The sequence below is a fragment of the Flagellimonas cixiensis genome (assembly GCF_042134615.1).
GTDB lineage: Bacteria > Bacteroidota > Bacteroidia > Flavobacteriales > Flavobacteriaceae > Flagellimonas > Flagellimonas cixiensis.
Genome location: NZ_CP169639.1, coordinates 1863649 through 1877874 on the forward strand (window position 1 = coordinate 1863649; position 14226 = coordinate 1877874).

Genomic DNA, 14226 nt, shown 5'->3' on the forward strand with positions numbered 1-14226 from the left:
CTAGTTTGGGTCTTTTTTTATGCCTTCCACAAGTCAATATTGGAATCTATTATCAGTTTTAAAGAAATAGAATGAGTGCGAATATTTTAAAAATTAGCTGTCTAATTTGTTAAATATTCAAAAATGCACCTCATGATTGTTAAATCTTAATCTTTCTTTATTAAGTTGAATATTCTTACATTATTTTAGAAATAGAACCAACTAAACTAAAGAAGATGAAAAATGTTAAACAGCAGCTTTATGCTTCGTTTGGCCTATTGGTGATTACGATTTTGATTGTGACTTTTATATTATTTAAGTCAGATGTACTTTAAGCACACCAATAGTTCGATTTGTATTTTTCTTTTTAAAGCTTCCTCCTTAACTTTTATACCTTTATAACGCTAACAAGTTTCTTTTCAGATACAATTAAAATCTTAATGAAAAGGAGTTTTGTAGGTTGAAATATTTGTATCTTATAACGCTATATACTTATAAATCAACCATAAAATACAACTTTCAATGTTCGTCTTCTTTCAGAAATTCTTTAAATGCAGGAACGAAAATCAATAAGCTATACTGCCAACATTTTAAAGCCGTAACCCCTTCCAATTTTAAATTGTATGGCAAATAATAATATCTAGGATAAAATCAGCGCCTATTTATTAATCACTTCAATACGTGCAATTATGGGAAACTTAAGCCTCCACTTCATTTTAAAACGACTTCTTGTTCTTTTAGTTACGATTTCTAGTTTTCAAGGCTTTGCACAAGAAAGTAGTAGTGCCATAATTTCTTATGAAGACAGGTTAGCTTACGGTATTGATTTTAGTACTGACTTTTCAGAGTACGTTTTGCATTCAGATGATTTGGATTTTCGATTGGTGTCCAACAACGATGTGAAAATGACGCTCCGGATGAATTACAAGTTTATTAATCTAAGCTTTGGTTTTGCCCCAGGTTTTTTGCCCGGTAATGATGATAATGAATTGAAAGGGGAAAGTTCATTTACGGAATACAAAGTGAATATGTTTCCTGGACAGCTTGTACAAAACTTGTTTTTTAGAAGAATGAAAGGGTTTTATGTAGAAAATACGGAAGATTTTATCCCATTATGGCAGAAGGGTACCGACCCCTACTTTCAATTTTCTGATTTAAAGAGTATTGAGTGGGGAGGATACACTGGTTTTGTGCTCAATAAGGATTTTTCATTGCGCGCATTGCTCAGTCGCCAAGAGTGGCAATTGGAAAGTAGTGGGAGCTGGGTTCCTGCCCTTCGGTACGACTTTACCAAGTTGTCCAACCCTTTTGATGATGGGACATACGGTAAAGAAAATCAAGTGGATTTAAGAGCGGATTTAGGGTACTATTACAATTGGGTAATTACCCCAAAAGTTAATTTTGCCCCCTATGTAAGAGCCGGAATTGGTCCAAAATTTTCAAAATTTACCTTGGACGGGATGGTAGACAGTAGCAACTATTTTGTGTTGGATTATGGCACTGGATTTCAACTTGGCTATAATACTGATAAACTTTATATGGGATTGAGGGGAAGTTATAATGGCTATAGGTATAATAATGAGGATGATAACATAATTTCCAATAACCTCTGGCACGGACTTTTCTATATTGGCTATCGGTTTGAAGCTCCAGAAATACTAAAGGATTTATTTTAAATCAAGAAAGTAAAAAACCGATGTACAAAGTCTCGTTTCCAAGCTTTATTTGAGAAATCAACTGTAATATTTTAATAAAAACCTTACATTTAAATTAACTATTAATTTAGATTATATAGGTTTTGAGCAATTCATAGATTCAAAACTATATGAAATGTGCTTTTTACCTTGAGTAATAGCAATAAAAAAAAATATTTAGAGTTTTTAAAACCAATAAATATTGATATTTGTCAATATTATTAAATAACCAAGACTAACTTTTTTATAGCCAGAATTTATGTACAAGGAAATTTATTTGGTAGATGATGAAGACCTGGTAAACACCATTAACGTTATTCATTTCAGAAGAATGGGCATGGAAGACCGGGTTAAAAGTTTTACAAACCCCGAATTGGCTTTGGATGATTTACGATACAGAGACAACCCCAATGAAAAAACCTTGATTCTTTTAGACATCAACATGCCAGAAATGAGTGGGTTTGAATTCTTGGAATTTATGGTGTTGGAAGAATTTCCAGAAACTATAGAAGTCCTATTGGTAACTTCCTCAGAATCTGATGCTGACAAGGAAGAAGCAGAGAAATATGGTAAATTCGTTAAAGAGTTTATCACCAAGCCCTTGCGAATTGAGCATTTGGAAGATTATTTGCAAAAGGCCATTTAAACTTCTCAGCCTATTTTGGTAGTATACATTAGGTCTGATTTCCAATTTTCGGTACACTGCATAGTCTCAAAGCTTTATAAGTGAAGGAAAAACAAATACTTATACACGATAAAGTAGAGGTCGTTGAAAGCGTGGGCGATGTTGTTTGGACAATGGATGTCAATTATCGTCTAACAGCATTTAATCCATCCTTCGAGCAAAAGTTAGGGAACGAGCATTTGGGAAATGCCGAAAAAGGCATGGATTTAAGGCCTATTTATAAAAAGGGAGTCTTTTTTAGCTCTTGCGAACAGGGATGCGAACAAGCATTGAATCGTTATGCAACCCGTGCGAATCATACCATTCAAGAAAATGGTATTACTCGGGTCCATGAATTTTACTTTCAACCATATATGGACAGTTCGGGAAATGTAATCGGCTGTTGTATTTGGCAAAAGGATATCACCGATGAGGTAAACAATATCCACCGTATTAGAGAAAGCGAAATTAAGTATAAAGAAGCCCAAAAGGTGGCCAATGTGGGCCACTGGAATTGGGATATGCTTAAGAACGAAATCACTTGGTCCGATCAGTTGTACCGAATTTTCGGGCAAATCCCCGGTGAGTTCGAAGCCACTTTTGAAAGTTTAATGGAAATTCTTCATCCCGAAGATAGGGTGGCATTTCAAGAAGACGTAAATCATAGTATTTCCAACAATGTATTGCACGATATTGTTCACAGAATTATTGTGAATAATGGTGAAATTAGATATGTGCATCATAAAGGAAGTGTTTTTTATGATGAAGATGGAAAGCCCTATCGTATGTCAGGTACAACTCAAGATGTTACCAAGGATGTTGCATACAACCATAAAATAATCGAACAGAACCACGAGTTACAGAATTTTGTTCGAATTATTTCCCATAACCTGCGTGGACCTATTTCCAATCTCTTAATGTTGTCCAAAATTTATGATTGGGGTCATAATGAGATGAACGATGACATCATGCAAAAAATTGAACAGACCACAGAGGCTCTTGATCAGACCATAAAGGATTTAAACTTGTCACTTTCCCTAAAATCTGGGGATAAGGACCGATTTAGGGATGTGGACTTGAAGGAAGTGATAAAAGAGGTGGATACCTTGCTGTCGGAAGAAGTAACAAGGTCCAAAGCCACTATTCGAACCGATTTTTCTGCCGCAGAAACAGTTTTCGGTGCTAAAAGCTACGTGTCGAATATTCTCTACAATTTGGTTCAGAATGCTATAAAATATGCCAAGGAGGGGGAACGCGCCCTGATTGAAATAACTACTCATGACACTCTAGAGCACATCGTTTTAAAAGTTTCTGATAATGGCATAGGCATAGAACTTACCCCTGAACGCCAACGTAAAATATTTGATATGTATGGTAGGCTCAGTGGTAACACCGAGGGGAAGGGATTGGGACTTTATTTGGTGAAAAACCAAATAGAAGCCATGAATGGAAAAATAGAGGTAGAAAGTGAACCAGGCGAAGGCACCACTTTTAATGTGTATTTTCCAAAATAGTTCCTTTTAAAAGGGCAGGTGGGATAAATCCACATTACCTCCCGAAATAATAATCCCTACTTTTTTTCCTTTAAACCGTTCTTTTTCTCTTATAATCGCTGCTAACGCCACGGCGCTCGAAGGTTCACAAACAATTTTAAGCCGTTCCCAAATTAGGCGCATCGCGGCAATAATTTCATCTTCTGTTACCCTGATAATATTATCCACATACTTTAGTATGATAGGAAAATTCCGGTCGCCCAATTGGGTTTTTAATCCATCGGCAATGGTGTTGATGGTTGTGTTGGTTTCAATTTTTCCGCTGATCATGGAACGGTAGGCGTCATCCACTTCCATAGGTTCACCGCCTATAACCATACAATCTTTTCCAAAATAATGTGCTGCAAGTGCAGTTCCCGCAATCAGTCCACCACCACCTACGGGTGTTGCCACAATATTTAGGTCGGGATAGGATGCCAAGAGTTCCATGCAAGCAGTTCCTTGTCCTATAATTACATCATCATCATTGGAAGGGTGTATGAAAGTGGCACTATATTTCTCTTGTATGCGTTTCGATGCTTTTTCACGGGCTTCCAGAGTGGGCTCGCACTCCAAAACAATGCCCCCATAGCCTCTAACCGCATCTTTTTTAACCTGTGGAGCTGAATTTGGCATCACAATGTAGGCTTTCACTCCCAAATTTTTAGCAGCCAAGGATAAGGCTTGGGCAAAATTGCCCGAAGAATGGGTTACGACCCCATTTTCTTTTTGTTCTTGGGACAATTGTAAAATGGCATTGGCTGCACCACGCATTTTAAAAGCGCCCATTTTTTGAAAATTCTCACATTTAAAATACAATTCAGCACCAACTATAGTGTTGATTTGTTGGGAGGTAAGAACTGGCGTATTGCGGACTAAAGGCTTAATCCGTTCGTGACAAGCAATAAGTAGTTGTTTATCCATAGATTTCTTTATGCGGGGTTGTTAGTTGGTAGGGTAAAAACCCCGCATAAAGATAACCACAGAACTTTAATTGTGTGCCTCAACGTTACTCGGCTCCCCTTCCTCTTCTTTTTCGGCAGGAGCAACGCCCTCCATGCCCAATTCAGGTATCACTAATAATGGAATTTGGGTATGAAAAGCTGTCCGTTTAATAATGGGCTCACGGGTCATTTTCTCCATGTAGCTATGTTGATAATTCAACATGGCCAATAAATGGATGCCCAATTCTTTGGAAAAAGTCTCCAGAGTGTGCGAAACAGAATTCAATTCTGAAACTGTATGAACATAATGTTCCACATCTCCCAGATACCTACGCAACATATTAAGGTTAAATTGCTGCAGTTCCGTAAGGGCTTTAATGCCGTATTGCACATGCACTATGCGAACAGTAGCGTTGAACATTTTTGCCATTTGCAATAATGGCGCAAGTTCTGAAGTGGTATAAAATCTATTAAAATCAGTAGCAAAAGCTATTTCAGTAGGAGTTACATATTCAAAATGATAGGGAATGGCCAAAATAGGACACTTTTTGGTGGTTTTGATAATACGCACCGTATTGCTGCCCATAAAAACCTCGTCTACACCCGATGCTCCCTTGGTGCCGGTAATCACCATATGTATGCCAAAGGTTTCTACCACATCTTTAACTTCCTCAACCAATAGGTTAAATGATGAAATGGTTTCAAAGCTATGGTTGGGATTGCCATATTTTACCTTTATGCGTTCAACGGTCTTTTGCAATCCTTTTTCAGATGTTTCCCTGACCGCATCCACAATACTTACGCCATCAATCATCTTAGCCATAAAACGACTACTTGGTATAACGGGAGTGTAGGTGTTGAGTAGATAGAAAGTACAACGCTTGTTACGAAACAACTGCATAGCGTAGTCTATCGCATTCCATGCGTTTTCCGAAAAATCCGTGGGTATTAATATCTTTTGCATCTTATTAGAATTAAGATGCGATAAAATTAAAGGTGTAAAACAGGGAATACTATGACAATTGTCAGTTTAGGAATTAAAACCCTTCAACCAACTCTAAAAGCTTGCGTTCTTCTTTAATTCCAATCCTTTTTCCAGAGGTGACGATAAGGCCTTTTTTCTTAAATTCTGAAATAATTCGGATGGCAGATTCAGTAGCGGTACCTACCACATTGGAAATATCTTCGCGTGAGAGCGTAAGTGCCAAATACCCCTCTTCATCTTCACCAAAATTATTTTTAAGGTATAGAAAGGCTTCGGCCATACGTTGTTTTACCGTTTTTTGGGAAATGTTCACGATAACATCGTCGGCCTCTTTGAGGTCATGCGCCATGTGTCGGAGTACTTCCATGGTGAAGTTTGGATTTTTTTGTAGGGTATTGTTGATGCTTTCTTTGGGAATGAAACACACCTCCATATCATCAACGGCGATTGCGGATAGGTTGGTGCATTCTTCCGAAATAACGGAGCGCTGGCCCAAAACCTCTCCTTTACTGGCCAATTTTACGATTTGGTCCTTGCCGTTGGAACTTAGTTTGGAAAGTTTGGAAACACCGTTTCGAACACAATAAACACCATTAAGCTTATCACCTTCCTGAAAAAGTGATTCTCCTTTTTTTAAAGTTTTGACGGTTTTGGAGTCAGAAACTTTTTTTAATTCCTCCTTGCTCATAGCACGGAGCGAATTAAATTGTCTGATAATACAATTTTCACATCTGCTTTCCATAACCGTAGTGTTTACCTGATTAAACAAAATTAATGTTTAATCCACAGCAATTTACTGATAAATATCATATTTTTAAGGGAATGACTATAACATATTTGCATTAGGTAAAGCAAATGTAAATGACAAACACAACCTGTTACCACTGCGGCGGCGATTGCGGCGAGAAAGGGGTAGGTTTTGATGAAAAAAGTTTCTGCTGTCACGGTTGCAAAACAGTGTATGAGATTTTCACATCCAATGGTCTTTCCGCCTATTATGAAATAGAGGCAAAGGCTGGGACAACACCTAACGAGATTCGCAAGAAATACGATTTTTTGGACAATCAAGAAATTGTAAAGCAATTAGTGGAGTTTGATGAAGAAGGAGTTCAGGTTGTTGGGTTAAGTATTCCTTCCATTCATTGTAGCTCATGTATTTGGGTGTTGGAAAATTTGAACCGACTGCATCCATCCATAACGGTTTCGCAGGTCGACTTTCCAAAAAAGACCATTCGTGTCACCTATAAAACCCATGATTTTTCATTAAAATCACTGGTGCTATTGTTGAGCAGTATCGGTTACGAGCCCTATATCTCTTTAGAAGAGTTCGATAAAAAGAAAAATAAGGTAGACCGTTCACTCATTTATAAATTGGGCGTTGCAGGTTTTGCCTTTGGCAACGTAATGCTGTTGTCTTTCCCAGAATATTTTGAAGTTGAAGAATTTTGGTTGGACCAATACAAACATGTTTTCCGTTGGTTGATGTTTGCTTTTTCCATTCCAGTTGTGTTTTATGCCGGGAAGGATTATTTCATATCAGCCTATAAAGGCATTCGCTCCAAAATGCTGAATATTGATGTGCCAATTGCCTTGGGAATCTTCACCCTTTTTGTGAGAAGCACAGCAGATATCATCTTCGATTTGGGTTCTGGTTTCTTCGATAGCCTTACCGGTTTGGTCTTTTTCTTGTTGTTGGGGAAATTCTTTCAACAAAAAACCTACGCCTATCTCTCTTTTGAAAGAGATTACAAATCCTATTTTCCCATTGCAGTTACCCGATTGGAAAAAGAAGGTAAGGAAGAAAATGTACAGATTTACAATATTAATGTAGGGGATAGAATTTTGGTGCGGAGCCAGGAGATTATTCCAGTGGATTGCATTCTGATCAAAGGCACTGCCGAAATCGATTACAGTTTTGTGACGGGTGAATCGGAACCGGTGACAAAAAAATCGGGCGAAAAATTATTTGCAGGAGGTAAACAATTGTCAGGAGTTCTTGAAGTTGAGGTTCTCAAGACCGTTTCCCAAAGTTACCTCACCCAATTATGGGGCAATTCCGTATTCACAAAAGATAAAGCGAGTCAATTTCAAACCTTAACCGATAGTATTGGTCGACGATTTACCATGGCGGTTTTGACCATCGCCTCCTTGGCAACGATGTATTGGTTGGTGGTTGACCCAGGCATGGCATTGAATGTATTCACTGCAGTGTTGATTATTGCTTGCCCATGCGCCATTGCATTGGCAGCCCCATTTACCTTAGGAAATATGCTCCGAATTTTTGGGAAACATAAATTTTATCTCAAGAACACCAATGTAATTGAAAGGCTGGCCAAAATAGATACTGCCATTTTCGATAAAACAGGAACCCTTACCACAAGTCAGAAAGATGCTATTTATTATGAAGGCATTGCCTTGAGTGAACCGGAAAAGGCGCTTTTGAAAACAACCTTGAGAGCTTCAAACCACCCTTTGAGCCGCTCCCTATATACTATTTTACAATCCAATGCCATCATGACCTTGGACGAGTTTGAAGAGCACACCGGAAAGGGAATTGTGGGAAAAGCGAACGAGCATTCCATAAAAGTGGGTTCTGCCGCTTATGTGGGAAGTGAAAGATCAACCAGTGTCACCAATACCGCAGTTTATATAAGCGCCGATGAAGATGTAAAGGGGCGGTTTGTTTTTAAGAATAGTTACAGGCAAGGCGTAGGTCAAATTTTCGAAGCATTAAAAGGACATTTAAAACTCGGAATACTTTCGGGTGACAATGATGGTGAGCGTAGCCAACTGGAACAAATACTTCCAGAAGATACCCAAATGCTTTTCAACCAAAAACCGGAAGACAAACTGGACTTCATCAAAAATTTGCAGCAGAACCATAGTGTTTTAATGGTGGGCGATGGGTTAAATGATGCCGGTGCCTTGGCCCAAAGCGACGTCGGCTTGGCGGTTTCAGAAAACATCAATGTGTTTTCACCTGCCTGTGATGGTATTTTGGATGCTTCTAAAATGCAGTCCCTTCCCAAGTTTATAAATCTGTGCGGTAAAAGCATTTCAATCATAAAATTGAGTTTTATCCTGTCCCTGTGTTACAATATTGTGGGGCTCTATTTTGCGGTTACGGGACAATTGCAACCTGTGATCGCGGCTATTTTAATGCCGTTGAGTTCCATTAGTATTGTGGTGTTTGCCACACTGGCCACCAATTATATTGGGAAAGGATTAAAAAATTAAATAAAGCTGATATATGTCATTTTTTGAAGGATATCATCACAGTAGTTTTAACCCCAAATTACAAAAGGTATGAGTGTAATTTATGTGTTGCTGGCCATTAGCATAACCGTGGCTATAGTCTTTTTTTTAGCCTTTATTTTTTCGGTGAAAAGCGGACAGTACGATGATACCTATACACCATCGGTGCGAATGCTATTTGAGGATGAGGTGGTGCCCGATAAAAAATCTTCTAATACAAATACAGATAAAATCAAACAAACTCAAAGTACAAACCAATAAATATGGAAATACAACAGTTTAGCTACGATAACAAAATCGTGCAAAAGTTCTTATACGCCACCATACTTTGGGGCGTGGTGGGTATGGCAGTAGGGCTATTGTTGGCCTTTATGTTCCTGTTTCCCAATTTAACCGAGGGTATTTCATGGCTAAGTTTTGGACGTTTACGTCCCTTGCACACCAATGCCGTGATTTTTGCATTTGTGGGTAATGCCATTTTTGCAGGGGTGTATTATTCGCTGCAACGCTTATTAAAAGCGAGAATGTTCAGCGATGCACTGAGCAACATTAACTTTTGGGGCTGGCAATTGATCATTGTGGCCGCTGCGTTGACCTTGCCTTTGGGATACACGACATCTAAAGAATATGCAGAATTGGAATGGCCTATCGATTTAGCCATTGCAGTCGTTTGGGTGGTGTTTGGATGGAACATGATCGGTACCATTTTAAAAAGAAGGCAACGACATTTATATGTGGCCATTTGGTTCTACTTGGCAACATTCGTTACCGTAGCAGTACTTCACATTTTCAACAGTTTAGAACTTCCGGTTACCGCACTTAAAAGTTATTCGGTGTACGCAGGGGTGCAAGATGCCTTGGTACAATGGTGGTATGGTCACAATGCGGTTGCATTTTTCTTGACCACACCGTTCTTAGGTTTAATGTACTATTTTGTGCCAAAAGCGGCTAACCGTCCTATTTATTCCTATAGATTGTCCATTGTCCACTTTTGGTCATTGATTTTTATCTATATCTGGGCAGGACCCCACCACTTGTTGTATTCTTCATTGCCAGACTGGGCACAGAACCTAGGGGTAGTGTTCTCCATTATGTTGATTGCACCATCTTGGGGTGGTATGATCAATGGTCTGTTGACCCTTCGTGGCGTTTGGGACAAAGTTAGAACCGATGCCACGCTAAAATTTATGGTAGTGGCCATTACAGGTTACGGTATGGCCACTTTTGAGGGCCCCATGTTATCCTTGAAAAACGTAAACGCCATTGCGCACTTTAGTGACTGGATCATTGCCCACGTTCACGTTGGGGCTTTGGCTTGGAACGGATTCATGACCTTTGGAATGATCTATTGGTTGGTGCCAAGAATGTTCAAAACGGAACTCTACTCCAAAAAATTGGCCAACCTTCACTTCTGGATAGGAACCTTAGGTATCGTGCTTTATGCGCTTCCAATGTACGTGGCCGGCTTTACCCAAGCGTTAATGTGGAAAGAATTTAACCCAGATGGTACTTTGGTGTATGGTAACTTCTTGGAAACCGTATCGCAGATCATTCCTATGTACTGGATGAGGGCCATTGGAGGTAGCTTGTACATCTTGGGAATGTTCGTATTGCTGTACAATATTGTGAAAACCATTAAGTCGGGCAGCAAAGTTGAAGATGAATTGGCCGAAGCACCAGCATTGGCAAGAGTGTCCAAAAGAAGAGTGGCTGGTGAGACCTTCCACAATTGGTTGGAAAGAAAACCAGTACAACTGACCATTTTGGCAACCATCGCTATTTTAATAGGAGGTGTCATTCAGATTGTGCCCACCATTTTGGTGAAATCCAACATACCGACCATCACCAGTGTAAAACCATATACACCTTTGGAGTTGGAAGGTCGTGACCTTTACATTAGGGAAGGTTGTGTAGGCTGTCACTCCCAAATGATCAGACCGTTCCGTAGTGAAGTGGAACGCTATGGTGAGTACGCCAAAGCGGGAGAGTTTGTTTACGATCACCCATTCTTGTGGGGTAGTAAGCGTACTGGCCCCGACTTGTTGCGTGTGGGCGGTAAATACTCCGACAATTGGCACCTGAACCACATGTATGATCCACAAAGCACATCGGCAGGTTCCATCATGCCATCGTATGAATGGTTGGTGACCAGTAAGCATGATAGAAGTGATGTGCAGGCCAAAATGGAAGCTATGGGGAAATTGGGAGTTCCCTATACCGAAGAGGACATTGCCAACGCACCGGCGTCCATGGCAGCACAAGCCGAACAAATTGAGAAGAATTTGTACGCAGACCCAGAGTTCGAAAGAACTTACGAAGCTGATAAAAAGTTCGCCGCAGAAAACGGTCAGGACTTTGTAGAAATGCGCGACAGAGAAATTGTTTCCTTGATTGCTTATTTGCAACGATTGGGAACCGACATCAAAATTGTTGAAGCAGAAGACTAAAGAAAACGGGAATTATGAAATAAGAACCAAGCATCAGGACATTATGTGGTAAGACTTCAACGTCTTGGTTCTTGTCTCAATAATCTAAAATCTAACAAACCATGATGAAATTTATAAAAAATCATATGGAGAGCATCGAAGGGATCGCCAACTACCCGATGATTTCGCTCATGATATTCTTCTTGTTCTTTGTATTGCTTTTCTGGTGGGTTTTAACCGCTACCAAGGAGCACATCAAAGAAATGGGGGAATTGCCTTTGGATAACAACGATCAACAAAACAAACTATAAAATTATGAGTACTAAAACACCTTGGTGGATTCGTGTCCCCGTTTTATTCTTCTTGATCTTCGGATTGATGGAATTTTTTATTGACTCTGGAGATAAACCCGCAATCATAGAATATCCCATTACACAGTTTTTCTTGTTGTTGGTGTTGATGATTTTAATAGCCATAGAGCTTATTTTGGCTTCCATCGAAAATATCATGTTCCAAACCCTTACTGAAGAGGGCAAGGAGCGCTATTTGGAAGCAAATTCCAAAAAGTACGAATGGACCTGGGCGAAAAACTTGATGAAAAAGTTGACCCGTACCAAAGCCATAGAAAAAGAGGAGGAAATTATTCTAGACCACAATTACGATGGTATTCGTGAGTTGGACAATGTACTTCCACCATGGTGGGTATATATGTTTTATTTGACCATTGTATTTGCGGTAATCTATTTGGCACGTTTCCACATTTTTGGAGATTATGACCAAGCTGAGGAATACGAGCAACAAGTAGCCGCTGCCAAGATTGAGATTGAAGAGTATAAAAGAACTGCTAAGGATTTAGTGGATGTAAATACGGTAGAGTTACTGACAGATGCCTCTGATTTAAGTGCAGGGGAATCCATTTTTCAAACCAATTGCGTGGCATGCCACATGGCAGATGGTGGAGGAGGGATCGGCCCCAACTTAACAGATGACTATTGGATTTTGGGAGGGGGCATCAAAAATGTGTTCAATACCATATCCGAAGGAGGAAGAGCTGGTAAGGGTATGATAGCTTGGAAGCAAAGCTTAAAACCAGCAGAAATTGCGCAGGTGGCAAGTTATGTGGTCACTTTGGGCGGAACAACACCAGCAAACCCAAAAGAAGCCGAAGGAGATCTATGGCAAGACCCCGATGCACAATAAACAAACAAAACCGAATCTAAGGCTTATGCTTACCCGTAAGTGTAACCCTTAGGTTTAACAAAAGTTGCCATGGATTAAGTCTTTTTTAAGCGCCAGACAACAGACATTTATCCATAAACCACAAATGCGATGGAAGAGAATTTTAGGGATTCCATAGGCACAATCACAGAAGAAGGTAAAAGGAATTGGATTTTTCCCAAAAAGCCCAGCGGACGTTATTATAACTACCGTAAGTATGTAAGCTACTTTTTGCTGCTTTTTTTGATAGCGTCCCCTTTTATCAAAATTCAAGGACATCAGTTTCTATTGTTCAATGTGCTCGAACGGCGTTTCAATATATTCGGATTTCCATTTTGGCCCCAAGATTTTCATTTGGTCGTAATTTCCATGATCATTGGGATTATATTCATTGCATTGTTTACGGTGGCGTATGGTAGAATTTTTTGCGGGTGGATGTGTCCACAGACCATTTTTTTAGAAATGGTTTTCCGTAGGATTGAATTTTGGATTGATGGTGATAGGGGTGCCCAGATGCGATTGAACAAAGCACCTTGGACTGGAAAGAAAATTAGAAAACGATTGTTGAAATGGAGCATCTTTTTTCTTATCTCGTTCTTTATTGCCAATGTTTTTTTAGCCTATTTAATTGGAAGTGACCAGCTGTTGGCCTACATAACCGATGGGCCCATGGCCCATGTGAGCACCATGATTCCCTTGTTGATTTTTACAGCGGTATTCTATTTCATCTTTGCATGGTTTAGGGAGCAGGTGTGCATTATTGCTTGTCCATATGGAAGATTGCAAGGCGTTTTGCTCGACAATAAGTCTATAGTGGTGGCGTACGACCATAAACGTGGTGAAGGGGAGAACGGACGCAAAAAGTTCAGGAAAAATGAAGATCGTGACGCTTTGGGTCATGGGGATTGTATCGACTGTTTTCAATGCGTAAATGTTTGTCCTACAGGAATCGATATCCGTAACGGAACACAGTTGGAATGTGTAAACTGTACCGCTTGTATTGATGAGTGCGACCATATTATGGAAAGCATCAGCAAACCCAAAGGTTTAATAAGATATGCAAGCGAAGATGAGATAAACCATAAGAATAAGTTCAAGTTCACCGCTCGAATGAAAGGTTACACAGCCGTACTAGTGGTGTTGATCGGTATATTGATCGGAATGCTCTTCATGAGGAACGAGGTAGAGGCCAATGTGCTGCGTTTACCAGGACAACTTTATGAAAGAAAAGAAAATAACATCATCAGTAACGTATACACCTATAAGTTACTGAACAAAACCACAAAGGATATAGAAAATGTCTCCTTTGAGCTGATGTCGCATCCTGGAGAGATCAAAATGGTGTCTTTGGATAAGTTCACCATTCCAGCAGAGCAATTGGTGGAAGGCACCTTGTTCATCGAGATCAATGCTTCGGCACTTAACGGCGATAAGGATAAATTAAAAATAGGGGTGTACAGTGGAGACAAACTCATTGAAATCACAATAACACAGTTTTTGGCACCCAGAAGCTATAATTAAAGACAAAG

At 39.6% G+C, this 14226-nt stretch carries 12 protein-coding genes; 9 read left to right on the plus strand and 3 right to left on the minus strand.

From position 1 onward, the window contains the following. Window positions 1-668: 668 nt before the first annotated feature. From ABT310_RS08295 to ABT310_RS08305, 3 genes are all read left to right on the plus strand, one after another. Complete coding sequence (locus tag ABT310_RS08295; RefSeq protein ID WP_375323436.1) at window positions 669-1655, plus strand: DUF4421 family protein; 987 nt, start codon at window positions 669-671, stop codon at window positions 1653-1655. A 277-nt stretch (window positions 1656-1932) separates the two neighbouring features. Beyond that, window positions 1933-2319, plus strand: a complete 387-nt coding sequence (locus ABT310_RS08300) for a response regulator (RefSeq protein WP_375323437.1) — start codon at window positions 1933-1935, stop codon at window positions 2317-2319. 80 nt (window positions 2320-2399) lie between these two features. Beyond that, window positions 2400-3851 carry an ATP-binding protein gene (locus ABT310_RS08305; protein WP_375323438.1) on the plus strand — a complete coding sequence of 484 codons (1452 nt, stop codon included), beginning with the start codon at window positions 2400-2402 and terminating at the stop codon, window positions 3849-3851. A gap of 6 nt (window positions 3852-3857) precedes the next feature. Here ABT310_RS08305 and ABT310_RS08310 read toward each other — a convergent pair whose 3' ends face one another. The 3 genes from ABT310_RS08310 to ABT310_RS08320 all read right to left on the minus strand — a co-directional run bounded on the left by ABT310_RS08310 (window position 3858) and on the right by ABT310_RS08320 (window position 6540). Then, window positions 3858-4793, minus strand: a complete 936-nt coding sequence (locus ABT310_RS08310; RefSeq protein WP_375323439.1) for a threonine/serine dehydratase — start codon at window positions 4791-4793, stop codon at window positions 3858-3860. A 66-nt stretch (window positions 4794-4859) separates the two neighbouring features. After that, window positions 4860-5777 carry a universal stress protein gene (locus ABT310_RS08315; RefSeq protein ID WP_375323440.1) on the minus strand — a complete coding sequence of 306 codons (918 nt, stop codon included), beginning with the start codon at window positions 5775-5777 and terminating at the stop codon, window positions 4860-4862. 73 nt (window positions 5778-5850) lie between these two features. Continuing rightward, complete coding sequence (locus tag ABT310_RS08320) at window positions 5851-6540, minus strand: Crp/Fnr family transcriptional regulator (protein ID WP_375323441.1); 690 nt, start codon at window positions 6538-6540, stop codon at window positions 5851-5853. 119 nt (window positions 6541-6659) lie between these two features. On the opposite strand from ABT310_RS08320, the gene ABT310_RS08325 reads away from it, so the two are divergent. The 6 genes from ABT310_RS08325 (at window position 6660) to ccoG (ending at window position 14218) form a co-directional block, all read left to right on the plus strand. Further along, window positions 6660-9035, plus strand: coding sequence for a heavy metal translocating P-type ATPase (locus ABT310_RS08325; RefSeq protein ID WP_375323442.1), 2376 nt, complete (start codon window positions 6660-6662; stop codon window positions 9033-9035). A 69-nt stretch (window positions 9036-9104) separates the two neighbouring features. Continuing rightward, window positions 9105-9314, plus strand: coding sequence for a cbb3-type cytochrome oxidase assembly protein CcoS (ccoS, locus tag ABT310_RS08330; RefSeq protein WP_375323443.1), 210 nt, complete (start codon window positions 9105-9107; stop codon window positions 9312-9314). A gap of 2 nt (window positions 9315-9316) precedes the next feature. After that, window positions 9317-11500 (plus strand): cytochrome-c oxidase, cbb3-type subunit I, encoded by a 2184-nt coding sequence (gene ccoN, locus ABT310_RS08335; RefSeq protein ID WP_375323444.1) that lies wholly within the window; start codon window positions 9317-9319, stop codon window positions 11498-11500. 101 nt (window positions 11501-11601) lie between these two features. Continuing rightward, entirely contained in the window at window positions 11602-11790 is a 189-nt protein-coding gene (locus ABT310_RS08340; RefSeq protein WP_375323445.1) for a CcoQ/FixQ family Cbb3-type cytochrome c oxidase assembly chaperone, read from the plus strand. A gap of 4 nt (window positions 11791-11794) precedes the next feature. Next, entirely contained in the window at window positions 11795-12679 is an 885-nt protein-coding gene (locus ABT310_RS08345; protein ID WP_375323446.1) for a cbb3-type cytochrome c oxidase N-terminal domain-containing protein, read from the plus strand. A gap of 129 nt (window positions 12680-12808) precedes the next feature. Beyond that, entirely contained in the window at window positions 12809-14218 is a 1410-nt protein-coding gene (ccoG, locus tag ABT310_RS08350; RefSeq protein ID WP_375323447.1) for a cytochrome c oxidase accessory protein CcoG, read from the plus strand. Window positions 14219-14226: the final 8 nt, after the last annotated feature.

What these genes read in the sequence shown, in the direction of transcription:
- ABT310_RS08310 (WP_375323439.1), bottom strand. Translation starts at nt 4,793, where the DNA reads ATGGATAAACAACTACTTATTGCTTGTCACGAACGGATTAAGCCTTTA.
- ABT310_RS08300 (WP_375323437.1), top strand. Translation starts at nt 1,933, where the DNA reads ATGTACAAGGAAATTTATTTGGTAGATGATGAAGACCTGGTAAACACC.
- ABT310_RS08340 (WP_375323445.1), top strand. Translation starts at nt 11,602, where the DNA reads ATGATGAAATTTATAAAAAATCATATGGAGAGCATCGAAGGGATCGCC.
- ABT310_RS08345 (WP_375323446.1), top strand. Translation starts at nt 11,795, where the DNA reads ATGAGTACTAAAACACCTTGGTGGATTCGTGTCCCCGTTTTATTCTTC.
- ccoN (WP_375323444.1), top strand. Translation starts at nt 9,317, where the DNA reads ATGGAAATACAACAGTTTAGCTACGATAACAAAATCGTGCAAAAGTTC.
- ABT310_RS08315 (WP_375323440.1), bottom strand. Translation starts at nt 5,777, where the DNA reads ATGCAAAAGATATTAATACCCACGGATTTTTCGGAAAACGCATGGAAT.
- ABT310_RS08295 (WP_375323436.1), top strand. Translation starts at nt 669, where the DNA reads ATGGGAAACTTAAGCCTCCACTTCATTTTAAAACGACTTCTTGTTCTT.
- ABT310_RS08320 (WP_375323441.1), bottom strand. Translation starts at nt 6,540, where the DNA reads ATGGAAAGCAGATGTGAAAATTGTATTATCAGACAATTTAATTCGCTC.
- ABT310_RS08325 (WP_375323442.1), top strand. Translation starts at nt 6,660, where the DNA reads ATGACAAACACAACCTGTTACCACTGCGGCGGCGATTGCGGCGAGAAA.
- ccoS (WP_375323443.1), top strand. Translation starts at nt 9,105, where the DNA reads ATGAGTGTAATTTATGTGTTGCTGGCCATTAGCATAACCGTGGCTATA.
- ccoG (WP_375323447.1), top strand. Translation starts at nt 12,809, where the DNA reads ATGGAAGAGAATTTTAGGGATTCCATAGGCACAATCACAGAAGAAGGT.